A 24594-nucleotide genomic window follows, 5' to 3' on the forward strand; every position below is an offset into this window, starting at 1 on the left:
CGTAATCACATTTTTCCTATTGTCATTCTTCTACGATTGCACATCTTTTAATGCGATCCGATCCCCATGGCACACAGCACCAACGATATCCAGAAACTGTACCTCGCCTACTTCAGCCGCCCCGCCGACCTGGCCGGCCTGGACTACTGGCAGCACAGCGGCGTCACTCTGGCGGAGATTGCCGCCTCGTTCAGCCAGAGTTCCGAGTACACGCAGCGCTTCGCCGGCATGGACAACAGCGGCGTGGTGCGGCAGGTCTATTACAACCTGTTCGCGCGCGATGGCGAACCGGCCGGCGTGGCGTACTGGAGCGGGCTGCTGGACAAGGGCGCGATCCAGATCGGCTCCGTCGTGACCAGCATGCTGGAAGGCGCGCAGGGGCGCGACAAAGTCGCGGTTGCCAGCAAGCTGGATGCCATGAGTCAGTTCTGCGATGCGGTTGCCAATGGCGCCGATGTTTCGCTGCGCGCGGGCTTGATGCCCGCCGACCTCGCCACGGCGCGCGCGTGGCTGGGCAATGTATCGGATGCGGCCTCGCTGGCCAATGCCCAGGTCGCGATGCCTTCCATGCTCAAGGCCATGGGGGCGGTTCCCGGTGCGAACGTGGTGCTGAGCGGCCATGTGCGTGCCATCGGGGCGATCGCCGGCGCCACGGTTTTTGTCGACACCAACCACAATGGCATCCCGGAACAGGGCGAAGCCAGCGCCGTCACCGACTTGAACGGCTTTTACCTGCTGTCCGGCCGGATCGGGCCGGCGGCCTACCAGCAAACGGTCGATCCGCTGCATGTCGACGTCCTCGTGCAGGGCGGCGTCGACGCGCAAACCGGGCTGGCCAACAAGGACATCTTCACGTGGAGTTACGACACCACGTCCTACCCCTACATGGGCGCACAGTTCAAGGAAGCCCATGTCGATTTCGGCCCGCAAGGCGCCCACTTCCATGACGCAGGCATTGCACTGACGGGGATACCTGCCACAACTTTCGAGTGACGACCATGAAACCTACCGCAACCGAAGTCCAGCAACTGTACATCGCTTATTTCAACCGCCCCGCCGAACCGGATGGCTTGCGCTACTGGACCGGCGTGGACGCATCGCAGGACACCATCGCGGCCACGTTCGCGCTGGCCACGGAATTCAAACAGCGCTACGCCAACATGAGCAACATGGACATCGTCCAGGCCATGTACCACAACCTGTTTGGCCGCGCGGCCGACGCGGGCGGCGCCGAGTACTGGAGCGGGCTGCTCGACATAGGCGCCGTGAAACCGGACTTCGTGGCGCTGTCGCTGATGCGCGGCGCACGGGGCAGCGACGCCGTGGTGCTGGCCAACAAGGTGCAGATGGCGCAGTCGCTGACTGAAAGCATTCCCACCCTGCTGCCCTACGTGGCGGACCGCGACCTCAACGCCATCACTTCGATGTGGCTGGAACAGGTGACGGATACGGCTTCGCTGCAAATCGCGCGCACGGCGCTGGCCGAGCAAGTGGCGCACCCGGGCACCAGCACCATGATGGTCAGCGGCCAGGCGCAAGGCGTCGGCTTCCTGCGCGACGCCACGGTCTTCATCGACACCAATGGCAACGGTGTGCTCGATACCAACGAACAGTCGACCAAGACCGACGCCAACGGCCACTTCCTTCTGGCGTCGACGCAATCGTCGGACTTCCCGCAGCCGGGGGCAACGTGGAACAAGCACGTGCTGGTGACGGGCGGCTTCGACCTGGCCACCCAGCGCGCCCATAACGGCACGCTGTCGCTGACGTTCGAGCAGCAGCATTCGGGCGGCTATCCCGCCACCACGCTGGTGCGCGCCAACGCCAGCGCCATGACCACGCTGCGCGACGCGCTGCTGCGCCAGGGCGCCACGGCCGATGCCGCGGACGCCACACTGGCCACGGCCTTCGGCTCGAAGTTCAGCGCAGGCGCGGACAACCTGGTCGCCGTGCTGGACGCGGAAAGCATCGCCCGCGCTGAAGCGCTGACGGTCTTTGCCTTCAATGCGGAAATCGACGGCATTGCCGAAGTGGTGGCGCGCACGCTGCAATTGCTGAGCGCGCGCTGGCCAGCCAGCGGCGTGACGTACTTGCCGCCCAAGCTGTCGCTGGACGTGGCCATGAAAGCGGCCTACGAAGGCATGGCCAGCGTGCTGACGGAACTGAAAGGCAGCGCATCGCTGGACAATGGCGCCACCTTGCTGAAAGTGTTGACCACCGCCGCCACGCTGCCGCGCCTGGCCGATGGCACGGTCCTGGACGGCACGGCCGCCAAATCGCTGGCGGCGCTCAGCACCGCCACGCTGGACGCCTTCAAGCAAATCATGGGCACGGCCGTGCCGCTGGCCCAACCGTTCAACGATCACGCCGTCACCGTCCCCACCGATCCATGGCCGACACTGGTGCGCACGGTGCAAGTGCGCGCCATGCTGGACGACCTGGCCGACACGCTGCCGCAAGCGGTGGCGCAAAACAAGGCGGCCGCCCTGCTGCCGCAATGGACGGCGACGGCCATCGCCGAGCGCGTCGCCGCCAAGGACGTGGGCGACATCGATCCCTACAGCCAGAGCGACAGTTATTCCATCTCCCTGGCCAACGGCACGCCACCCGCGCTGGACAAGCTGGCGGTGGAACAAGTCTACGTGGCCATGCTGAACCGTCCGGCTTCACCGGCCGAGCTGCAAAAATGGATGACCAAAGGCGATGCCGCCGCGCTGGCGACCGAACTGAAGGCGACGCCGGAATGGCAGGGAAAAAGCAGCGATGCGGAAGCCGTCAATACGCTATACGTGAACCTGTTCGGGCACGCCGCCGACGTGTCGGGCTTGACCTACTGGACCGGCGTACTGCGCGACCAGAAGGTCGACTTGGGCACGCTGGCGCAATACCTCGCGAAAGGCGCCGGCGGCAGCGATATAACGACGGTGCGCAACAAGACCGTGGGTGCGCTGGAATTTACGTCGGCACTGTCAACACCTGAATTGGTGGCGAATTTCAACACCAATCCCCTCGCCGCGAAATACTGGATGACCAACGTCACGGACGACGCCACGTTGAAAACGTCGCTGGACCAGTTGACGGAATTCGTGATCTCCGACGGCGGTCCGGTGGTGGTGATCGGCGCGCAAGACAACACGACAGTACTGCATGGCGCCTTCAGCGGAATGTGATGGCCTTGTTCAGCCGCTCGATCACGCCATCGGGCACCGCCTTGCCGCACATGATGTGACGCTCCACGCCGCGCGGCATGCCGCGTGGCCGCAACAGGCGCAGGCTGGCGCCGCGCCCGTTGCTGCGGGACAGCAGGTATTGTCCCTCTTCCTCGGACACGAACATGAAGTCCGCCGCGCCGGCGCCGATCGACAGCAGCATCTGCTCCACGCTGCCCGCCGTGACGGCAATTTGCGGCTTGCCGCGCGCAATCATGGTGTCGATTTCCTGGCCATAGGAAAAGTTATCCTTGACGACAATGCGGGTGGCCGGGTTTTGCAATAGCTGTTCCAGGGTGGCGCCATCCGGGATGATATAGGTGGCGTTGGCCAGCAAGACCCACTCCTTGTCCCGATAAATCGGTTTCGTGAACCGGGCAAAGCGTTCCCGCTCGGGATTGCGGAACCAGCCGATGGCGCAGCTTTGCTGCTGTCCATCCTTGACCATGGCCAGTTGGCGGTTGGTCGGCACCACCATCCACGTGACGGAAACACCGGCCTGGCGGAACGCCTGGGTGGCGGGCGAGCCCGTCAGCCCGGTGGGGGCGCCATCGGCGCCGGGCGATAAATAGGGAGGACGTTCGTGATAGGTGGCAACTATCCGCTCTTGCGCCCCACAACCTGCCGCTGCCAGCAGCTGTACCAGAAGGCTCAACATCAGCAAGTGCGGGGTTGCCTGCATGTCATAACCTGCTCGCCTGTTACCTGATTGGCACTAGAGACAATCTACCAATTGTCAATTCGCTTATGATACTCCTGCACATGAAAGCCGCATATAATCGCGGATTCGCCGTTCGTATTTTCACCACAGATGACTTCCAACGCATTGCCCGCAGTTGTTTTGCTGCACAGCTCCATGAGTTCCAAGGGCCAGTGGTCCGAACTGATCAACCAACACCAATCCGGCTTCCGTTTCATCGCGGTCGACTTGCTGGGCTATGGCAAATCGCCGTTCCCGGAAGAAGCGGCCGGCCCCGGCTTTTCGCTGGCGCACGAAGTGGACGCCGTGATGGCCACCATCTCGCTGCAACTGGCGCCGGACGAACCGTTCCACCTTGTCGGCCACTCGTACGGCGGCGCCACGGCGCTGCGCCTGGCGCGCCAGGAACGCCGGCGCGTGCTGTCGCTGACGGTGTTCGAGCCGGTGGCATTCCACCTGCTCGATGAAAGCGATGAAGCCCGCGTGGAAATCGAAGACGTGGTGGCCTGCATCCGCGACGCCGCCAGCGACCAGGATGGCACCCGCACCTTCATCGATTACTGGAACCGCGCCGGCGCGTTCGATTCGCTGCCGGAAGCGCAGCAGCAGCGCTTCGCGTCGCAGATCGCCAAGGTCAAGCTGGACTTCCACGCACTGCTGAACGAACCGGCATCCCTGGCCGACATGGCGCAGCTGGACATGCCCGCGCTGGTCCTGTCCGGCGCCGCCAGCCCCCTGTCCACCCGCCGCGTGGCAGCCCGCCTGGCCGACGCCCTGCCCAACGCCACCGCAGCGCAAACCAAAGGCGGCCACATGGCCCCGATCACCCACGCCGCCGTGGTGAACCCGCTGATCGCCAGCTTCCTGGCAGGAGAAGAAATCACCGCCGCATAAACAGCAGGCCCCTCCCATCACAGAAAGAGGCGGCCTCACTCCGTAGGGCGGCTTTTACAAAGCCGCCCTGCCTGCAAACCACCACCACCTCACCCCATCCGCCCCGTCCGCAAAGCCACCGCCCAATCCGGACGCCCATTCCGCTCCGCCAGCTCCGCCGCCGCCCGAAAATCATACGGCACCGCCACCAGCTCCACCCGCCATCCCGCATCGCCCTTCTCCAGCAACGCATACCGCGCATGCGGCGTCCCGTTCTCCACCACGTGCGGATAAGGCATGTCATCGTCATACGCCTGCAACCCCACGCTGCCCGGATTGACGATCAGCCGCCCGTCCTCCAGTTGCACGGCGCGCGGCACATGCGTATGCCCGCACAGCACCAGCGGCGCCTCCGCCCCCGCCGCCCGCTCGACCACTTCCGCATGCGTGGCGGGCCGCATGCCCTGCGGTTCCGTCACCGTCTCCAGCCAGTAAATCAAATCGCTGCCCGGCGTCCCGTGCACCATCTGCACGTCCGCATTGAGCCGCAGCGTGGCAGGCAACCCGGCCAGCCATTCGCGCTGTTTCTGCGTGAGCTGCTGGTGCGCATACAAATCGGACGCCCCCATGCGCTCCGGCGCGTGCGTCAGCACTTGCCGCTCATGGTTGCCGGCAATGGTCGGCAGCGCCAGCGCCATCAGGCGGTCCGCCGTCTCGCCAGGCAGCAAGGGGCCGGACACGATATCGCCCAGGTTGACAATCACATCCGCCCCGCGCCGCGCAATATCGGCCAGGACGGCTTCCAGCGCCCACAGGTTGCCGTGGATATCGGACATGGCGGCGATACGCATGATGTTCCTTTCTATTAATGGAATCGGGAGAGCGCCATCGTAGCAAACCGCGGCAAAACACGCCGCGCCCGGAACGCCTACAATGGCAAGTCCAGCAGCCAGGAGGATTTATGCAGCAAGCCATCGTCCACATTGCGCTCGTCGTGCGCGACTACGATGAAGCCATCGATTTTTATGTCGGCAAACTGGGCTTTGAACTGCTCGACGACACCTACCAGCCGGCGCAGGACAAGCGCTGGGTCGTGGTGGCCCCGCCCGGCGGCACAGGCACGACGCTGCTGCTGGCCAAGGCATCGAAACCGGAACAGCAACCCTTTGTCGGCAACCAGGCGGGCGGCCGGGTCTTCCTGTTCCTGAACACGGACGACTTCTGGCGCGATTACGAACGCCTGCGCGCCCACGGCGTCAACTTCATCCGCGAACCGAAGGAAGAGGATTACGGCACCGTGGCCGTGTTCGAGGATTTGTACGGGAACCTGTGGGACTTGCTGCAACTGCGTCCGGACCACCCGGTGGCGCTGCGCACCAGGCGGCCATGAATTACCTCGCACATCTGTTCCTGGCCCGCCACAGCGGCGCCGCCATGGTGGGCGGCATCATGGGCGACTTCGTCAAAGCCGACGTCACGGGCCGCTACCCCATCGACATCGCGCGTGAAATCCAGCTGCACCGCTACATCGACAGTTACACGGACAGCCACCCCGCCGTGAAAGCCTCGGCACAACTGTTCCCGGACGGCCGGCGGCGCTATGCCGGCATCGTGCTGGACGTGTTTTACGACCATGTATTGAGCCTGCAATGGGATCGCTGGTGCGACGAACCGCGCCAGGCCATGCTGGACCGCTTTTATGCCGCGCTGGCCGAGCACGAACCCCTGCTGCCGGACCGCCTGCGCGCCATGGCGCCGCACATGGTGGAGTTGAACTGGCTGAATGCGTATGACGATTTTGCCAGCGTGGAAAAGGCGGTTGAGCGGATTTCACAGCGGCTCAGCCGCAACGGCGCGCAGTTGCGAGAAGGGCTGGCCGACGTGCGCCAGCACTATGCGGTGCTGGCGCAGGGATTCGAGCAATTCTTTCCCGACTTGATGCGCTTCGCCGAGGAACGGCGCGCAACGATCCTGGCGCCCTGACGGGGTTGGGGCTCTTGCCCCCCGGCTGGGCGGCAGGGGGCAAAAGACCAGATGGGGATGCCGGCTTGTCGGCTTACTTGTAGTGGATCTCCTGCATCAGCTTGTCGCCGATAATCTCGCGCATTTCCGTGCGCTTGACCATGACTTTCACTTGCGCGTCCTTTGCCCCCACCACCTTCGCCATCAGGGCATCGTATTTATCCGACAGCCCGTCCAGGGCGGCGTAATTCTTGAATTCGGTCATCAGCATGATGTTGAAGTCGCCGTTGCCGAACGAATCGCCGGTCAGCATTTTTTCCGAAATCACCAACCCCTGCTTGCGCGATTCTTCGTACAGCTTCCTGCGGTTCGGCAGCAGGTCATTCATGTAGACGTCGAACATGCCCGGTTTGACTTTAATGAAGGTGACTTGCCACACGGTGCCCTCTTTATACGGCTTGTCCTGCGCGTAAGCGCCTGGCGTACCGAACATGGACAAGCACAACAGCAAACCAAGTACGAATTTTGCACGCGTCATCATGGAATTCTCCGTTTGGGGATAAAGGTTGGCTACAGGGCAATGTGCCATGCGCCTGTCGGCCATGCATTGCAGCGTGCGCCAGACCGGGGTTGCAATGCGTGCCAGCTGAGCTCAGCGAGGTGACACGGTACGGAATTCGGACGCGGTCATGCCCGCTTCAGCCTTGAAGGCGCGGTAAAAGGTCGCGAGCGAATCAAAGCCGCAGGCGAACGCGATATCCGTGATGGTGCGCTCGGGACTGCCATGGATCAGATGCTGCGCGCGCTCCACGCGCAGGCGGCGGATCTCAACGCCGACACTGTGCCCGACTTCCTCGAACAACCGGTGCAGTTGGCGCGGCGAAATGCCGACACTGTGCGCAATGCCGGCCGGCGACAGCGCGGCGGATTCCAGGTTGGCCTGGATATAGTGCAGCGCGGCGCGCCGCCGCTCGTCCGACAGCGCGTGCGCCAGCTGTTCGGCCGGCGGGCGCTTGCCGTTCATGGACGAGGCCAGCAGCTGGTCCAGCGCCCGCAACGCCGCCGCCGTCGCCTCGACGTCAAGGCGCGGCAATTCCACGCACAGCGAGGCGACATACGACGTCAGCAACTGGCTCAGCGGCGCCTGCGGCGGCACCATCTGGAAACCGCCCTGGCGGATCCGTTCTCCGGCAAACGACAACAAGTGGCCCGGCACGCTCAGCACATTGAACCGCCAGTCGCGGCCCGGCGCGGCGGCGGCTTTATAGGCGGCATCCTGGCTGCCCACCACCACCGCGCCGGCCGACGTGACGAATTCCTCGCCGCTGCCATTCTGGAACCAGCTGCCGCCCTGCTTGATCAGATACACCAGGAAATTGTCGCCCCCCGCAGCGCTGGCCCGCGCCCGCGTGCGCTCAACCACGCTCCACGACGTATGCACGTCGACCACGCCGGCCACCGGGCCCCGGGCAACGCGGATGTCGGCCGCCACGTCGGCAGCTTCCGTGCCGCCCAGCTTGACTTCGAGATTGAACAGATTGAACGCCGTATCCCGCACCAGCGCCAAGCGCTTGTCGGCGCGCAGGTTGTCGGTGGAGATATGCGCTTCGGTGAGCATGGATACCAACTGTCGGTGTGCGCGGGTAGAGTGACGATGCTAACACAGGGAAATTTCTGGATTGTTGTATTTCTGACAGGCTAGTCGTGTGGATACCGTGCAGGCATGCCCGGTTTGCCTTGCCCTCCTTCACGAATTGCGCACTGTATGGGAGTGATAAACGCGTTGTTGCACGTCAGACGCATGGAAAAAAATATTGGTACTTTTTGGAATCTTTGCTACAATGCGGCCTCTCTTGCAGCGAGCCTGCGAGATGAAGGAGAGATGGATGAGTGGTTGAAGTCGCACGCCTGGAAAGCGTGTATAGGTTAATAGCCTATCGGGGGTTCGAATCCCCCTCTCTCCGCCAGGAATACAAATGCAAAAAGGCCACCCTCGGGTGGCCTTTTTGCATTTGTTTCATGGCGGAGAGAAGCAAGGCCCCTGCGGGCCTTGCGCGGGGGATTCGAAAGCGTCTCGCCTGCAGGCGAACGCGCGGTCGCGGGACGCGACCGAATCGCCCATTTGCTGGAAGTTTGCCGCTGCGCGGCGAACTTCCAGCAGCGCCGCGCGCCGGGGGCGCGCGCTGTACCTCACTTCAGGTTTTTACTGGCATAGTCGACGCCGTGTCACAACGGCAAAAGCGCTACCCAGTTACATACAAGCCGATATCATCCCCATCGGCCACATCAATATCGATAAGATCAAGCACCGCGACGTAATCGCCACGCTGCGCGAGATCGACGAGCACGGCGCGAACGATGTGCGCATCGCCGGAAAACCCTGTGCTTGCAGATTCAGCTACGCCATCCAGTGATGGGTTCACGACCGCAAACTCATGGTCGATATGAAGTGAAGGACCGGCAGTTGGCACATGCGCCGAAGAACAAGGTGGCTAGCGCCTACGACCGCGCGCAGTTCCTTACGGAGCGACGCCGGATGGTGCAGGACTGGGCGGACTACATCGATGCCGTCAGCGGAAAAGGTGCGCCGCCGCTGACGCCAAGATTAAAGCTGGTCAATGGAGAACTCCCACAAGATAACGAAGCAGGGAGCCACAGCAACTAAGTTGATGATCCATTGCCAAGCCGTGGCATGTATTGCAAAATGAACTATAAATTACCCTTAGTTAATGCCACTCAGCGCAAAAGAAAATTAAATGCTGCAAGAATATTTCGATGAGCTCAGCAAAGTAAGCTGCAGACCCAGCACGTTACTTGACCGTGCAGCAGTTCTAGAACAAAGCGAGATGTTCGCATTCCACCCGGCCATAAGTGAACTTCACGCTTATATCCTCGACGAGGAGAACACCAGCAACCATCACCTACTAATCACGGCCGGACCATTGGCAGGCAGTATTTACTTCCTTTGCCACGATGGCGAATCACGAGTAGTTTTTAAGGACAGCAAAAGTTTTCTGAATGCCGTTTGCGAGGCAGATAGCCAAGAAATCTCGGTCGAGGACATCCATCCAGTCCTAAGCCCATTGACGACCGACCAAGCGTCACTGAGCCATTTCTTAAAGGATCTCTTGTTACGTGGCGAATACAACGATCTTGTAACAACCCTTGTCCCCTCACTCGATTTACAGGATCTTCCGCTACTGAAAATGCTCGCGCTGGATCCCGATTTTTTCTTGGGTGAAGCGGTCGCAAGAGAGATTGAAAAGAGGCCTTCAGCTGACCTGTTTCCGATTGCCGCAGCATGCGCAGAGCACCCCCATCCTCAAGTTGCACGCGCCGGGATGCGCGCACTGCAATGCATTGAACGGCTTCGCTGAAGAAGTAACTCATTGGCAGTATGAGGAAGGCGTCCCTACCCATGTTCAACAAATTCATCATCGGCTGCGTGCTGGCAGCGACCACCCTGCTTGCCAATGCTCAGTCGCCAGCTCTGGCGCAAGACGCACAAGTCATCGAGTCGCTTCGCAAGAACGGTTCTGATTTCACGAAACATCATCGCGTCGACTACTTTTTCGTTATGCCTTCCGAGGCGAGCGCAAAAGCAATCGCAGCGGAGCTAGCGGCAGCCGGTTTCGCGGTCCAACAAATCGGCGTACCACCCAAGCAGAAAACCTGGGAAGTTCATGTCCAGCGCCTTCAACTGGTGCAAGTGGACGACATGCAGGCGACTACGATAGCGTTTACGACGCTCGCAAAAAAATATGGTGGCGACTACGACGGCTGGGGCGCCCCAGCGGCCAAATGAAAATGGACGATCGCCCCTGATGTCGAATCGTACGCTAATCATGCGCATGGAATCCGCGCTGGCAGCCACCCGCGCCGGACATTCAAGCGCCAAGGCACTCGCGGAAACCCTTCGTGGAAATGGGAAGGCACTTGAGGCGATGCCCTACCCGCTTATCAGAGCAATTGAAACCTTGGCGATGGATTTAGAAATAGTCCAATGGCACGATGACGACGGTTTTGCCCCTCCGCTGGATGAGGTCTTGCGGAGCGTCGACGCATGGCTGGCGCAATTGCCGAGGTGCGAATGAGCGCCTCGATTCCGTGCACCGCAAAACGATACTTCGCCATACGCGGCGCTTGCAAACGCCACTCGCCAGCCTAGAATAAAGGCCTCACATGTGGGCATCGCTCCCACGAGGGCATGCGTCGAGCATGTCCCTATGCCCCAGAGGCATAGGCGTTGCGGTCGTCATCCACATCCATGTTGAGCGCTAAGACGCGCTTGCGTAAGTCGATTAAGCTGGATTGCACGGCAACGTGGCCAGCGACGAGATAAAGCCATCGAAGTCTAGTGGCGCGTTTCACCAATCAGCGCCCTTGCGGCGCCACATGGCAAGGACCAGTTCCTTGCACCGACTGGCCCGCACGTCCTTTGATTTGCGGGCCGCATAAAGCCCCGCGTTGCGTTCTGCGCGACTGGCCTACACCTCCGGCATTGTTGTCGCCGGACGCCAGCACTTCGCAGCACATACGCCGTCATCGCAGGCGCTTCCGATCCGCTGTGACAGCGGCGTTACCCAGAGCAGTTGTCATGGATGCGAGCACGCGCGTCGTTACTGGCGGCGTGCTGCCAGTAACGACGCTCTGTAGGCGGCATCAGCGCAGGCGGCAAGCGGCTTTTTCCCGCGTGATGGTAGTCAGTGACGGGGCCAAGCGCCCCACTTCGCCAGCAAGCCTTGCGAAGTCCTTCGCCCGCTTCGGGCTGGTTAGTTGTTGTGATACGTGCACGAGGTGCACTCCATGGCCCTGGGTGATTGGTCCCTGCTGCGGCAGTTCCCTCCGGGAAAGCGCAGTGGTGCCAGACGCGCATGCGGCGCGGGCATGCAGTAACAGCAACCGCATACACGGGGGTGGTGCCCCGAGGCCTTGATACAAACCTGTCCTGCTGCGGCAGTACGGGCGGCCAGAAACACTTACCGGACACGCTTACACCACGCAGCATCGAAGTTTGTTTGTTGAACCCCAATGATCGGAAGGAGGACTTTGCCATGCACGACTTGAACCACCAGCTCAAGCAGCTCTGTCAACGCAACCGGGACGGCAGCTTTGCCACGCAGGCCGACCGCGAGCGCTTATTGACCCTATGCGCGAACGACCTGGCGCAACGGGGCTTCCAGCATCTGAATGCGGACAGCCTGAAACCGAAACATGTGGCGGCGCTGCTCGATAAATGGAAGCAGGACGGCGTCAGCACCGGGACACTTGAAAACCGCATGAGCGCTTTACGGTGGCGGGCCGAGAAGGTGGGCAAGGAGAACGTGATTGCGTGCTCCAACGCCGAGTACGGGATCGACAAGCGGGTGTTTGTCACCAATGTCTCGAAGGCCAAGGTGCTGGACGCCGACATGCTAGCCCGGGTGACCGATCCCTATACGCGGATGTCCTTGCAGTTGCAGGCGGCGTTTGGATTACGGCGGGAGGAAAGCATCAAGATCCAGCCAGTGTGGGCGGATGGCGGGAGCTTCTTGCGATTGCAGCAAAGCTGGACCAAAGGAGGTAAGTATCGGGAGGTGCCTGTGACGACCGCACAGCAACGCGCCGTGCTGGATGCGGCCAAGGCGCTGGCGGGGAAAGGTAGCTTGATTCCGGCGGAGTTGCGGTATCGGGATCAGTTGAACCTTTTTCGAGCGCAGTGCGATAAGGCTAGCATTCATGGTGTGCATGGTTTGCGGCATGAGTATGCGCAGCGGCGCTACGCGGAATTGACAGGCTGGCCGTGTCCGGCAAGCGGCGGGAGCACGTCGAAGCAGCTAACTGAGGCCGACAAGCAGGCCGATCAAAAGGCGCGGCTCAAGCTATCGACGGAGATGGGACATTTTCGCGAGCAGGTAACCTCAATTTACTTAGGCAGGTGATGGATCATTTCGAGCACTACTTTCCTTGCCAATTTCTTTTCTAGAACTACAGGAGCAATCATGACCACGACCCGAAAATTCCTCCGTTTGCCTGCGGTGATCGAAGCCACCGGATGGTCTCGCACCACAATCTGGCGGAAAGTGAAGGCAGGCGTGTTACCAGCGCCAATTCCCATCGGTCCCAAATCCATTGCTTGGGACGCAGAGGAAATTGCCCAATGGCAGCAGCGCTGCATTGACGCCAGCCGTGGAGTCGGCTGAACGCTCATTTTTCTGCCAGTAAGCCACTGTTCAAGTTGATGCGTGGCATTAGGTGAGAATGTGTGATTTTTTCACCTGAGCAAGATGATATGCTGCTGTTGGTCTGGTTCTACCAGAAGTAAGCAGGTGCCATGCTGACAAATACCAAGAGAATTCGAATTGACTTTAATTGAAGAAATACGCTCAGCTTGGGGATGGACGGGCCTCGTGCCAGACGAGGTCGTCGGCCAAAATGACTTTGGCAACCTTATAGTTCGTGACATTGACGGCCTCTATTGGCGCATTTGCCCAGAGGAACTTGACCGTCAGGTCATTGCGAACAGCCGGGCACAGCTTGATGTGCTGTCGAACGACAAAGAATTTCTGCAGGATTGGTGCCTGAGTCGCATGGTAGAGATAGCGAAATCAATGTTTGGTGAACTTTCGAACGACAGAAAATATTGCCTGAAGATTCCGGAGTACTCGGTGGTCCATATGATGAAAGTAATATCGGAACTATTTCGCTGTCTGAACTTATTCGCGCATCAGGAAACCTAGCAGTGCAATTTAACGATTTACCGGATGGTTTTCGAGTTCAATTAAACGTAGTCGATTAACACATGAGACTGATGTCGGCCATAAGTAGCCGCTGTAGTGGTGGACCTTAAAAATCGCAGGGATCACGATGATTTTTTCTTATGTACGGCAATGTGGCAATGAGATTGCAGAAATTCATGCGTTTCCTGCCGAATTGACCGAGCGTGTAAAAAATACTGTCCAACTGCTTGCAGGAGGCCAGATGCACGCGCCATCGGAGGCCGTGATTTCTGTTCGCTTGGCTGGCGATATCCAGAGTATTCCTTACCGTGTGTATTACGAAAAGCAACAGCTCTTGACGTACATGAATAGTTCGGACGACATCGCGCTGATTGCGCTCTGTTTGGGAACGCGTCACTATGATGGTTTTATTCGCGAACAATGCCTTCGTCGTCTTTTGGTTGTTGAGGAGAAATGGACCACACCGTTCGTCGTTCAACTTCTTGGTGAGTACGTAATCGAAGTTATCCTACCTATCCACGAGCATTTCCTTAAAGGGGTCGAACGAAAATATATAGACTTCTTCAGGGAGAACGTAAAATACTGCGAGTGTCTCGGGCATCGCGCCACAAGTTATTGGAATGAATACTATCGGCCGCGCTTCCAAGCGTACAAAGATTATCCCGCTGTTAAAGCCTTAGCGGCATTAAAATTGGCCGCTAGACCAGTAAAAGGCAAGGCTGCTTTAGTGCCTGACGTTCGAATCGGAACCGCATCAGCAGCTAGGTCGTTGACCGTAGTCGGCCAACAGCAGACACTGGCATATTTCATAAAGTGAACATGGTATAACTCTTAAAGACCGGACTCGCCCTAGCATTTGTTCTAGCGCAAATTGGGTTCTAAGGCAATGCGAACGCGGACGAATGCGACATGTGTTTCCGGGTTACTGGTTCGAAAGGGTGAGGAGGCAACAGACGCGGTTACAGGGGCAGTTCCGGCAGCATTGGCAGCACGCCGGAATACCCCCCATCCCCTGCGGGCAAGCTGAGCGTGGTAGTGATGGGCGATCAGGCCATAGCTGCCGCCAAGCCCTAAAGCTGTCAGAGTTAAAAAATTAAGGAACAGAATGCAAGGTACGTTAAACATCAAAGTTCGACCGCTTAAGCTTGCGTTATTGGTGGATCCAGGCAGTGTCTCACAGGTTCGTGACGCAATTCAGCTAGCATCTAGCCTATGGGGCGGCATGTACTTTCCCATCATTCCTATGTATAAGCGTACGCCTGCGAGTTGGCGCTCCCCCTCTATCAAGACTCCGTTAGCCAAAGATGTTGTGCAAGGTTACTTAGACGCATTTGATCCAGATATTCTTGTTCAGTTCGCTAACGAAGTGCCAGGCTATCTCATTGAGTCACAGTTAAAGATTGTCAAACCCGATTATGTTTGGCCAACAGAACGGAACCAGCCAGCAGAAGATCCTGCTCTAGGTATTGGCGTTTTAGATGTGCTTGGTGATATTTTCAAAGAGGAGTTTAAATACAAATCGCGTTACCAGCTTAAAATGCTCATTCCTTCGCTTCCAAGGAAGCTCGGACTATTTTGGGCAAGCGTCTACGGCGAATATATGCCCCATCTTGTCAAAGCTATAGATAGTCACTTCGGTGAAGCATTAGAGATTGAGCGTCCGCTTGCCTCGCCGGAAGCTTTTGAAGAAATGACGGGGCAGAACATTCTTTTTCCAAGGCGAATTTCAGCTTGGGCACTTGAAACTCATAATCGTCTTCGCTTCGGAAGAGAGGCTTGTATCTATTTTATGGACGCTTCGGCTGTTGAAGATGTGGTCGATTACTGGAACCTACGGGCGACTGGACGGAACGTTCTTCCGCTTCCGAAACAATTTCTTAATCAAAATTCGTTTACGACTGCAGTCTATGATTTCCTCGCGACAGCGAGGCGAGTGTGGCCGCATGATCCAGAAAATTTCGACACAGCATCATTCATCCGTAGTAGAAATACCACGATGGAAGAGATGAGCGCGTTTACGAAAACGCTCAACTTCGGTGTTAGCCAGTCGCCTGATGTGCGGAGTTGTCACTTCGTACTTCAGCATTGGTATCCTAGAATTTGGGACGAGTGGGCGCGAAGCAAGGACGGTGGCGTTACTGATCATTATGGTGTTGGTAGTGAGACGATCGATCTGACTAGTACGTCAAATCTAAATATACGGCACAGGCCCCTGATTCCTAAATTTGGAAAGTCGCTTTTATATCGTAGTAACGGGATATGTGTTAACGAGTTTGACTTACGCATCTATGGTGCTGATGAATACTTGGCGGAAGTTTATCCAAAGGCAAAAGGAAATAAATTAATTAATGCAATCTCGTCGATTGCTGACTTGCGTGGCGATTCGCGTATTGGTCGTCATGGCTTGGTAAAGGTTGTCAGTGATTCGATGAGTGTACCCTTGGAAATATTGGCAGCGGAGACAATATTTTTCGCGTGGTTGAGTGATCACGGTTGGACCGCTGAGTTATCGTCGCCGGGGATTCTTGCTAAGCAAATTTACAAAAGATTGAGCGGCGTTCCTTTATTCTTGGCTAACAGGTCGATTTTGAGTTTACTAGAACACATGAATGGTGGCTCTGTTAATAGAAATGGAACTCCTACTTCTGGCGGTAAACTTGGCGCAGAGCGTGAGTTGTCTGTCGGTGAGGTAAAGAGTCGACTAAACGGTTCAAAGGGTGTGTCGTTTCCTTACGATAATTTTGTTGAACGCGGCGTATTTAAACTTGGCTGGAAGACAAAGTGCCCACATTGCCAACGCAGCAGTTGGTTTGATTTGTCATCACTTCGCGAGACACTTGAGTGTCCCAAGTGTCTGACCTCATTTGCAGCAGCTGGAAATATTGAGCAATCCGGCAATGGTTGGTATTACAGAACAGCAGGGCCGTTTAGTGTGCCTAACTACGCTGATGGAGCTTTTTCCGTTCTACTCACTCTGGATGCCCTGAGTAGTCGCATGTTCAGCTTCATGAGCAGCACAGCTGTCCCAAGCTTTATTGCATGTTCGCCTGGAAAACCAGATTTGGAAGCGGACTTGGCAATGTTTTGGAGGACATCATCTTATGGAGAGCAAAAGGAAGGATTACTATTCGGTGAGTGTAAGACTTATGGGTCATTTGAGACAAAGGACTTTAAAAGAATGCAATACCTTGGAAGCTCGTTTCCGGGCAGCATATTGGTTTTCAGCACTTTAAGAACGTCGTTAAGTAAGAAAGAAATTACAGCCCTTATTAAGCTTGCAAAGGCTGGTCGCAAACATTGGAAAAATGACCGTCCTCTTAACCCAATCCTCATTTTGACAGGCAATGAGCTTTTGAACTCAGCCCGTCCGCCATACTGCTGGGATGAATCTGTTAGAGAGCGATTATCGAACATTCATGATCTTTACACGCTTAGTGATGCTACACAGCAGATATATCTAAACCTCCCTTCGTGGGCTGACGACTGGATTGAGACTCGGAAGAAGAGTCATAGTCGTTCAACCAAAATTATATAAATATGTTCGCTTTCAGTCTCCTGACATTGGTTGCAGGGGGCTAAGCACAGGAGAGGTCGAGCAAAGTGCCAAGTTTGGATTGCAGCATGGTCAGAGGCCTATTTGCAGTTTCGGCGACCAGTCAATTTGTTGGCGGGATGGCAAAGCGCCGGAACTAACCTTGTCACTTAGAGGGTAAAGACGAGCCCATTCTCTTTATGGAGCTCCGGAGATTTGCTTAGCCGATACTTTCTCATTAAACCATATAATCCATATTGAAATCCCTATCACGCTATAACATATTTGAAAAACTCGATCACAACTCTCCGACTCCATCTAATTTTTCCCGATATATTGCGATATAAAAACCAAATCGAGCAGCAGCAACTTGATAAATGAAACCACCTAAATTCAACTACAATCCAATAAAAATAATACCAAGAAGTTTGCTAAAATCGCAATAAAAATTAAATAAATCTCATAAAAATTATTATTGCATTAATTGATAAAAAATATATTTAAATATTATATTTATTGCAATATTTAAGAGAGCAAGGAAAAATATGACCACGGGAAATCATAGTAACCAACAAAAATTCGACTTCCTTCAGCATGAACAGAGTACGATAACTTCTTATTTAAAAGTCTATAATTTCTGGTCTGAACTAACCATTGCAAATAAACGCATAATAGAAGAATCTATAAAAAAACGCTCTATCCAAATACATTCAGTAGAAGGGCGAGCAAAATCTCCAACAAGTTTGGCCAAAAAAGCGATAACTCCATCAGATCACGACCCATCAAAACCTAAATACCTCCAACCGCTCAAGGAAATAACAGACCTTTCCGCAGTACGAATAATTACTTTTTTCCCAAAAACCATTGAACTTATTGACGCCCTTCTTAAAGAAGAGTTCGAGATACTTGAGTTTTCAGATAAAAGTAAGAACTTGCTGGAAGACGAAAAATTTGGCTATCAAAGTGTACACTACCTAGTAAAATTAAACTCGACTCGATCAGGGTTGTCGGAGTATGAGCGATTTTCAGGAGCTATAACAGAGATTCAGGTAAGAACAATACTTCAACATGCTTGGGCAGAGATTGAGCATGATATTCAATATAAGTCATCCACCACAATACCGACTGATATTCGAAGGCGATTTATGGCTCTTGCAGGGCTACTTGAAATAGCTGACCGAGAATTCCAAGCCATACAAGATGATGACCAAGAACTGACCATTAGGGCCGAGTCACTTGTAAACACTGGAAAACTTAGTGAGGTTGAAATAACTCCAAGTGCTTTAAAGACATATTTAAATAGAAAATTAGGGGCAGACGGGCGCATGTCTGATTTTTCATATGACTGGACAGTACGTCTCTTAAAGAAACTTGGATTTAAAAATTTTCAACAGATAGAAAATTGCATAAGCGGATATGATGCAGACCAGATTTCTAGAATATTAGAAGGGAAGCGACAAGGGCAGTTGACAAGATTTGAATATTTACTTCTCACCGCCATGGGAGAACGATATATTGAACGCCATCACTTTGCAGGGCAAAATTGGTACGGCAAGCTTCCTAGGAAGCAATTAAAGATGCTTGAAGATGCAAGTATAAAAATTGGAAATTTCGATCCATTGTCAATAGAGGAAGAAATTAATACCCCACTAAATCCCGGATAAGCTTCCACTCAAACAACAATTTTAGATGAAACACTTCGTAATAAGAGGGAACGGCACACTGGCTCATTAACACTATCCCTGCCTATGTGCCTCAGGAATCTTCTCCGCAGGAACGAATTGTGCGACACGCCCCTCATTCCCGCATACGCAAAATACCGTAGCTACGGAATCCTGCCCCCTCCCCGTTATAGCCTCCGCCCGGTTCGGTCTTCATTCAACAGCTTCAGCACAAACTTGCCTCTGCGACGACGCTACCGCATTGCGGATCGATCATTATGAACATAATGTGGACGCATTGCACATTCATCGGCATCGGGTCGCGTCGCACTGGCCCATGCCCTATTCCCATCCTCCAGCACCACCACACCCCACGGCCCCAACCCAACCCCAGCCCCCGCCGCAATCCCCCGCCCCGTCAACAAATCCACCCCCGCCCCAAACGGATTCCGCGCCGTCACCGCCTCCGCCGAATAATTGAACAGGTAATGCACCGCCCGTCCGTTGTTCAATACCCCGCTGCGCACCACCAGCGGATACCGCAACGTCTGCTGCGGCCCCCACAGCCCGGCTCGTTTCACCGTCTCTTCGAGGATTTTCCCCGCCAGCGCATCGGTCGGCATGAACCCGACATACGTCACCTCCCCCGCCCCATACGCATTGCGCGTTACCGCCGCATACTTGCCCCACACCGGATGCTGGTAGCGCGCCACCACCTGCGCCGTGGTCGGCGTCAGCAATTCCATCCACCAGCGCGCCTGGTTCGCGTCCTTGCCCACCTTGTACGGATCGCCCGCCAGCGCCACGTGGTCCGGGTTGGTGAATTGCGTGTAGCGCACGCCGGCCGCTTCGCTGATGCCGCCCGGCTGCGTGGCATAGCGCACCTTCACGTTTTCGTCCGAGAAGCCGCTCTTGAACGTGTAGAGCACATGGCCGCCGGCTTTGGCAAACGCGTTCAGCTTCGCGATTTCCGCGTCCGACGCGGCGTACAGCGCGGGCACGACGATCAGCTTGTAGCGCGACAAGTCTTCCGTGCCGGGATGGACGAAATCGGCTTCCACGTTCATGCGGTACAGCGCGTCGTATAAAGGGCGCAGCACGTCGTTGTAGCCGGCGTTGCCGGCCGGTTTGAACGCGTTGTAGCCGGTCAGCGCGCGGTTGCTGACATAGAACGCGACCCGGTTCTGCTTGTGCAAATCCACCAGCTTCGGTCCCAGTTGCCGCAGTTCTGCGCCGATCTGCTTCGCTTCCTCATAGGTGGGATTGGACTGGTAATCCTGCGCCAGCAAACCGCGCCAGTAGGTTTCAATGGCGTTGGCCGTGGTGCCCCAGTGCCAGTACTCGACCGTGTTGGCGCCCGACGCGATATGGCTGTACGCCTGCAGGCGCAACTGGCCCGGGTACGGCGTCCAGTGCGGGAAGCCCATGGCTTGCGTCTCGAGCAGCAGGTAATTGCGGTTGCCTTTCATCGAGCGGGTCAGGTCGCCGCCGAACGCGATTTCCGCGCCGGTCAGCTTGTCCTGGCCGGGATGGTAAATGTCGACGCCGGCGATATCGAGCTTGGCGGCGGCGGCAAAGTGGTCGACCACCGGCTGCACGCCGTAGGACGCGTCTTTCCAGTCCAGGTCGAAATTCTGTGTGACGAATTGCCCCTGGCGCGCATGCTTGCGTACCAGGTCCGCCTGCCAGCCGAGGAAGTCCGTCACCAGTTCGCGCTGGAATTCCGCGAAAGCGGACGACAGGCTGGCGTTGATGGAACCGTTCACGGACGGGAAATCTTCCCAGCGGTTGATGCGGTTGCTCCAGTAATTCAGGCCGAACGCGTGGTTCAGCTGGTCCAGGTCGGGGAAGCGCTTGTGCAGCCATTGCTGGAACGCGGCCTGCACGTTCGGGCCGCTGGTGTCGTAGGCCTTGGTTTCATTGTCGAGCTGGTAGCCGATCACGGCCGGGTGATCCTTGACGTGGTCGACCAGCGCCACGATCACCCGCTCGGCGGCTTTGCGGTATTCGGGATTGGTGATGTCCATGTTCTGGCGCGGCCCATACGGGGCCTTGCCGTTCGGGCGCTCCACCAGCACGTCCGGATGCGCGCGCGCCAGCCAGGTCGGGATCGCATAGGTGGGCGTGCCGACAATGACCTTGATGCCGGCCTTGTGCATCGCGGCCAGCATGCGGTCCACGTGCGTGAAATCGAACACGCCTTCCTGCCGCTCCAGCGTACCCCACGTGGATTCCGCGATCCGCACCACGGTGATGTTCGCGGCCTGCATCATGGCCACGTCCTGCTCCAGGCGGTCCACCGGCGAGTATTCGTCGTAATACGCGGCGCCGAACAGGATGGTGTTGGGCAGCTGGGCGGTGGCGCACGTGGTGGACGTGCTGAGCGCGGCGGCCAGGATGGCGGCGGCGAAAGCCGGTAAGCGGCGTGGGGTCATGCGGTCTCCTGTTATCGAAAGATATTGATGGTTATCGATAACAATTCTACCGCAACTAAATTCAGCAAGCCCAATTTGCGTCGTCATCCCCGCGAACGCGGGGATCCATACTGAGGCTATCCTGTCGGCGCTCTATGGATTCCCGCCTGCGCGGGAATGACGAATCTGCCACTGACCATTACTCACCCGCATGCGCAAAATACCGCCGCTGCCGGCTCCTGAACCCCTCCCCGTAATAGTCCCCCGCCCAGGTGCGGTCTTCATTCAACGGCTTCGGCACGAATGGCTGTCCCTGCGTCGACGCCACCGCGTCCCGGAACGCATAGTGCGTGTACGAGCGCATGAACTCGCCCAGGTAAATATCCGCGACCTCGTCATCGCCCGCGATCACCACCATATTTTCATCGTTCTTCTTGCTGGACGCATCGCTGAAATTGGCCGAACCCGTGATCACCACCGGTGTCGCGCCCAGCGGGTCGATCAGCATGAACTTGGTGTGCACGAACTGCACGTGCGACGCCATCGGGTTGCGCCGCTCCAGCAGGAACTGGTCGAGCGCGTTGCCGCGCAGGTAGGCGCCCACCGCCACGCGGGCCGCTTCGGTGGCGCGGATATCCCTGACGGTTTGCGTCAGCGCCGCCACCTGCGCCTTGGTGCCCTTGATGCCATCCATCAGCACGTAGCGCAGGCCGGGCGACTCTTCCTGCAGCGCGGCGCCGAGGGCGTCATCGATGGAAAAAGCCAGCGTGACAAACACCGCGTCGGCATCGGCGATGCCGCCGATATAACGGTCCAGCGCCTCGCGGCTGGCGCGCGGGCTGAACACCGATGCGCAGTTGCCGGGCGGCGTGTCATCCCAGGTGGCCGGCAGCGGATTGGCGTCCGCGATTTCTTCCCGCAATTGCGTCGCGGCGGGATCGTCCGCCAACAGTCTCCAGTAGTCGAGAAAGGCCGCCGCCACCGCCGGTTGCCAGATTTCGTGGCCGGTATTGAGCTGGCCAAAGAAGCCGTTTTCCGACCAGTTGGTGGAACCCGTCCACACGGCGGCGGGGCTGCCCGCGCGCGACAGCACGATGAACTTGTTGTGCGAGATATAGCTGGGGTTACTGGTGCGCGCAAACGCCCCCGCCAGCAAGCCCGCCCCGCCCAGCATGTCGATGTTGTCGTTGCGCGGGAAGGGTTCTTCGTCGCCTCTGCCGTTTTCCTTGGCGTCGTAGACGATGTCCACCGCCACGCCGCGCTGGCGCGCCTCGGCCAGCGCCGTCAGCACCCTGGCGTAGCGCGCTTCGTAGATCGCGACGTGGAGCGCATCGCCGGCCCGCGCGTCGCCGATAAAGGCCAGCAGCGATTCCAGCAAGCCGCGGCTGAGCCAGTCGAACGCCGCGTGGTTCGGCACGTCTTCCGGCGCCTTGTTCTTGAAGCGGCGCGCATATTCCTGCGCGGCGATGGCGCCGCGGTTGAAGTGGACCCGGTGGCCGCTGTTGGTTTTCGCGATGGTGTCGACATCCAGCGTCACGTCGGCCAGCTCGCTCAGCGCGGCCGGCGTGCCGCCCAGCGCCACCACGCGGTACGTGTAGCGCTGGCCGGGATTGACGGTGTAGTCGGCCCACAGAAAGGCCTGCACCGGGTGCTGGCGCGTCGACACCCGTTCGCCCGTTGCCGTGCCGGGGTCGGTGGACTGGTAGCGCTTTTGCGCTTCCACCCATTGCGCCCGGCCGGTACGGTGGTCGGTGCGGTGCAGGGCGAATCCCTGCAACTCGTCCGCCCGTTCTTCCGGCCAGTCGAAGCCGAACACCACCACGTGGCTGCCCGGAATGGCATGCACGTGCAGGCCACTGCTGTTCTGTTTCACTCGCATGCCATCCTCCGCTTGGTCAGTTCTTCTTAGAACTTCACGGAGAAGCCGGGATTGCTGGCCTGCTCTTTGGTGTAGTTGACGCCGTCGACGCGCAAGCCGTCGGCATTGAGCAAGGTGATCAGCCCGCCCTTGTTCGGCAACATCACCGGCGGCTTCAGGGTCACCCGCAGCGTGTCGCCGGCGGCAATCGAACCGGTCAGCTGCATGACGTTCTTGTCGCGGTCCAGCAGGCGCCAGTTGGTCAGGTCCACGGTGCGCGACGTCACATTCAGCAAGGTCACGGTTTCCACTTCTTTGGCCTTGGTGTCATTCACCAGCGCGGCCACGATGCGCACGGCCCCGTCAGGCATGTTCGGCGATGGCTGGCCGCCCGGCGGGAACGGGTGGTCCGGGATGTTGTCGTCCGACGGCGGGCCGCTGGTCGGCACCTTGATGACATGGCCGGTCTGGTCGTCGCTGTGCCAGCCCTGCGACTGGAACTTCAGGAAGATGCCGACCCACTGGTCTTGCGCGGGGAAATGCAGCAGCAGTGCGCCATCCTGGTAGACGCCGTCATCCTTTTTGAAATCGCCGGAATTGGCCTGGTTCATGTGGATGTCATGCACGCCGTTCCCCGGCAGGAAACCGAAGATTTTATCCTTCAGGCCCGGTTCCGGCCCCCAGCGTTCGCCAAACGCATACAGCGCGGCGTCTTCATCGGCCATCGCGCGCTGGATGTACTGGTCGATCTTTTCATTGAGGTCGTTGTCGGGGCCGACCACGTTGGCGGGCAGCGGCACCAGTTCGCGCGGGTCGAACAGGTTGCTGCGGATGAAGTCGAGCGCCATGCCGCCCGGTTCGCGCGGCAGGTTTTTCCAGCCCGGCTGGAGTTCCTTCAACTGGTTCAGCACCGGATGCTGGAAGTGCGACACCACCAGGTATTCCACGTCCGATGGGGCCAGCTGGGATTTCACGTTGACGGCGATGCGGTAGTCGGTGGTGTTGTCGACCACATGCACCTGGTAGTGGGGATTGCTGCCGGAACCGGTCTGGCGATTGACCGGGCGGCCTTTCAGCACACCATAGCTTTTCAGGGCCATATAACCTCCTTCGTCCTGGATGCGTCTTGGATTTTCTCGGGGCCAACTAGCATGCTTTATGGTAATAATGGAAGCATTTACTATTTGACACCGATCAATATAGCGCGAGATCGGAGGTAGATATACGTACTTTGTCACATCGTCTGCCGGAAGTGCAGCGCACATGCCTCCATGCCTACTCTCCGGTAAAACCGCTGCGCGTCCTCGTTGCTGAGGGCGGTATCGAGCACCAGTTGTCCGCAGCCGAGTGCCTTGCCGATCTCCCGCAGCGCGGCCAGCAACTGTTCACCGTAGCGCCGGCCGCGCTCGCCGCTGTCGGTGACCAGGTCGTCCACGTACAGGAAACTGCCGTGTATCAGGTTGTCCAGCTTGCGGTAGCCGGCCAGCGCCAGCGGACGGCTACCCTGCCAGCACGCCAGCAGGCGGTAACCCTGGGCGCGCTGCGGCGCCAGCGCCGCCAGCATGTGGTCCGCCGATTGCAGGCGGGGCCGCAACTGGCGCATCACGTCGAAGCACGCGCGCAGGTCGGCTTCCGAGTCGGCGTGGCGGAGTTCGGTTGGGGCCAT

Annotated in this window: 24 protein-coding genes and 1 tRNA gene; 17 read left to right on the plus strand and 8 right to left on the minus strand. The window is 57.9% G+C overall.

Going from position 1 to position 24594, the window contains the following annotated elements:
• The first annotated feature begins 66 nt into the window (after positions 1–66).
• Both GJ700_RS27705 and GJ700_RS27710 read left to right on the plus strand, forming a co-directional pair.
• Entirely contained in the window at positions 67–993 is a 927-nt protein-coding gene (locus GJ700_RS27705; protein ID WP_154380129.1) for a DUF4214 domain-containing protein, read from the plus strand.
• A gap of 5 nt (positions 994–998) precedes the next feature.
• Positions 999–3170 carry a DUF4214 domain-containing protein gene (locus GJ700_RS27710; protein ID WP_154380131.1) on the plus strand — a complete coding sequence of 724 codons (2172 nt, stop codon included), beginning with the start codon at positions 999–1001 and terminating at the stop codon, positions 3168–3170.
• Here the strand turns inward: GJ700_RS27710 and GJ700_RS27715 are convergent.
• Entirely contained in the window at positions 3157–3891 is a 735-nt protein-coding gene (locus tag GJ700_RS27715; RefSeq protein WP_154380133.1) for a substrate-binding periplasmic protein, read from the minus strand. The two genes, GJ700_RS27710 and GJ700_RS27715, sit on opposite strands and share 14 nt — an antisense overlap.
• A 129-nt stretch (positions 3892–4020) precedes the next feature.
• Here GJ700_RS27715 and GJ700_RS27720 point away from each other — a divergent pair, with 129 nt between their 5' ends.
• Complete coding sequence (locus GJ700_RS27720; protein WP_154380135.1) at positions 4021–4803, plus strand: alpha/beta fold hydrolase; 783 nt, start codon at positions 4021–4023, stop codon at positions 4801–4803.
• A gap of 89 nt (positions 4804–4892) precedes the next feature.
• Here the strand turns inward: GJ700_RS27720 and GJ700_RS27725 are convergent, their stop codons facing one another.
• Positions 4893–5633, minus strand: coding sequence for a metallophosphoesterase family protein (locus GJ700_RS27725; protein ID WP_154380137.1), 741 nt, complete (start codon positions 5631–5633; stop codon positions 4893–4895).
• A gap of 110 nt (positions 5634–5743) precedes the next feature.
• On the opposite strand from GJ700_RS27725, the gene GJ700_RS27730 reads away from it, so the two are divergent.
• A complete protein-coding gene (locus GJ700_RS27730; protein ID WP_154380138.1) occupies positions 5744–6172 on the plus strand; it encodes a VOC family protein in 429 nt (142 codons plus the stop codon).
• A complete protein-coding gene (locus tag GJ700_RS27735) occupies positions 6169–6765 on the plus strand; it encodes an acyl carrier protein phosphodiesterase (RefSeq protein WP_154380140.1) in 597 nt (198 codons plus the stop codon). Before GJ700_RS27730 ends, GJ700_RS27735 begins: the two co-directional genes overlap by 4 nt.
• Before the next feature lie 73 nt (positions 6766–6838).
• Here GJ700_RS27735 and GJ700_RS27740 read toward each other — a convergent pair whose 3' ends face one another.
• Together GJ700_RS27740 and GJ700_RS27745 are read right to left on the minus strand one after the other, a co-directional pair.
• The gene (locus GJ700_RS27740; protein WP_154380142.1) at positions 6839–7285 is read right to left on the minus strand and encodes a hypothetical protein; all 447 of its coding nucleotides are present in this window, start codon (positions 7283–7285) and stop codon (positions 6839–6841) included.
• 111 nt (positions 7286–7396) lie between these two features.
• Positions 7397–8362, minus strand: a complete 966-nt coding sequence (locus GJ700_RS27745; RefSeq protein ID WP_154380144.1) for a helix-turn-helix domain-containing protein — start codon at positions 8360–8362, stop codon at positions 7397–7399.
• A 258-nt stretch (positions 8363–8620) separates the two neighbouring features.
• Here GJ700_RS27745 and GJ700_RS27750 point away from each other — a divergent pair.
• The 12 genes from GJ700_RS27750 (at position 8621) to GJ700_RS27805 (ending at position 18659) form a co-directional block, all read left to right on the plus strand.
• A tRNA-Ser gene (locus GJ700_RS27750) sits at positions 8621–8711 on the plus strand.
• A 9-nt stretch (positions 8712–8720) separates the two neighbouring features.
• Positions 8721–9158 (plus strand): hypothetical protein, encoded by a 438-nt coding sequence (locus GJ700_RS27755; protein WP_154380146.1) that lies wholly within the window; start codon positions 8721–8723, stop codon positions 9156–9158.
• 35 nt (positions 9159–9193) lie between these two features.
• Complete coding sequence (locus GJ700_RS27760) at positions 9194–9409, plus strand: hypothetical protein (protein ID WP_229507290.1); 216 nt, start codon at positions 9194–9196, stop codon at positions 9407–9409.
• A gap of 91 nt (positions 9410–9500) precedes the next feature.
• Positions 9501–10121 carry a hypothetical protein gene (locus tag GJ700_RS27765; RefSeq protein WP_154380148.1) on the plus strand — a complete coding sequence of 207 codons (621 nt, stop codon included), beginning with the start codon at positions 9501–9503 and terminating at the stop codon, positions 10119–10121.
• A 41-nt stretch (positions 10122–10162) separates the two neighbouring features.
• Positions 10163–10549: a ribonuclease E inhibitor RraB gene (locus GJ700_RS27770; RefSeq protein ID WP_195764031.1), complete on the plus strand. Its 387-nt coding sequence runs from the start codon at positions 10163–10165 to the stop codon at positions 10547–10549.
• Positions 10550–10568: 19 nt separating this feature from the next.
• Positions 10569–10838, plus strand: coding sequence for a hypothetical protein (locus GJ700_RS27775; protein WP_154380152.1), 270 nt, complete (start codon positions 10569–10571; stop codon positions 10836–10838).
• 960 nt (positions 10839–11798) lie between these two features.
• A complete protein-coding gene (locus GJ700_RS27780) occupies positions 11799–12665 on the plus strand; it encodes a phage integrase N-terminal domain-containing protein (RefSeq protein ID WP_154380154.1) in 867 nt (288 codons plus the stop codon).
• A 60-nt stretch (positions 12666–12725) separates the two neighbouring features.
• On the plus strand, positions 12726–12926 hold the full coding sequence (locus GJ700_RS27785) for a helix-turn-helix transcriptional regulator (RefSeq protein ID WP_154380156.1): 201 nt from the start codon (positions 12726–12728) through the stop codon (positions 12924–12926).
• A gap of 159 nt (positions 12927–13085) precedes the next feature.
• Positions 13086–13463, plus strand: coding sequence for a DUF1851 domain-containing protein (locus GJ700_RS27790; RefSeq protein WP_229507291.1), 378 nt, complete (start codon positions 13086–13088; stop codon positions 13461–13463).
• A 127-nt stretch (positions 13464–13590) separates the two neighbouring features.
• A complete protein-coding gene (locus GJ700_RS27795; RefSeq protein WP_154380158.1) occupies positions 13591–14280 on the plus strand; it encodes a hypothetical protein in 690 nt (229 codons plus the stop codon).
• A gap of 288 nt (positions 14281–14568) precedes the next feature.
• Complete coding sequence (locus GJ700_RS27800) at positions 14569–16998, plus strand: hypothetical protein (protein WP_154380160.1); 2430 nt, start codon at positions 14569–14571, stop codon at positions 16996–16998.
• 542 nt (positions 16999–17540) lie between these two features.
• Positions 17541–18659: a GTP pyrophosphokinase gene (locus tag GJ700_RS27805; RefSeq protein WP_154380162.1), complete on the plus strand. Its 1119-nt coding sequence runs from the start codon at positions 17541–17543 to the stop codon at positions 18657–18659.
• A gap of 251 nt (positions 18660–18910) precedes the next feature.
• Here GJ700_RS27805 and GJ700_RS27810 read toward each other — a convergent pair whose 3' ends face one another.
• The 4 genes from GJ700_RS27810 to GJ700_RS27825 form a co-directional block, all read right to left on the minus strand.
• Positions 18911–21091: a beta-galactosidase gene (locus GJ700_RS27810; RefSeq protein WP_154380164.1), complete on the minus strand. Its 2181-nt coding sequence runs from the start codon at positions 21089–21091 to the stop codon at positions 18911–18913.
• 178 nt (positions 21092–21269) lie between these two features.
• Positions 21270–22949 carry a phospholipase D-like domain-containing protein gene (locus tag GJ700_RS27815; RefSeq protein ID WP_154380166.1) on the minus strand — a complete coding sequence of 560 codons (1680 nt, stop codon included), beginning with the start codon at positions 22947–22949 and terminating at the stop codon, positions 21270–21272.
• A 26-nt stretch (positions 22950–22975) separates the two neighbouring features.
• A complete protein-coding gene (locus GJ700_RS27820) occupies positions 22976–24028 on the minus strand; it encodes a DUF2278 family protein (RefSeq protein WP_154380168.1) in 1053 nt (350 codons plus the stop codon).
• A 134-nt stretch (positions 24029–24162) separates the two neighbouring features.
• On the minus strand, positions 24163–24594 hold the full coding sequence (locus tag GJ700_RS27825; protein ID WP_154380170.1) for a GNAT family N-acetyltransferase: 432 nt from the start codon (positions 24592–24594) through the stop codon (positions 24163–24165).

The sequence above is a fragment of the Pseudoduganella rivuli genome, assembly GCF_009674485.1.
GTDB lineage: Bacteria > Pseudomonadota > Gammaproteobacteria > Burkholderiales > Burkholderiaceae_D > Rugamonas > Rugamonas rivuli_B.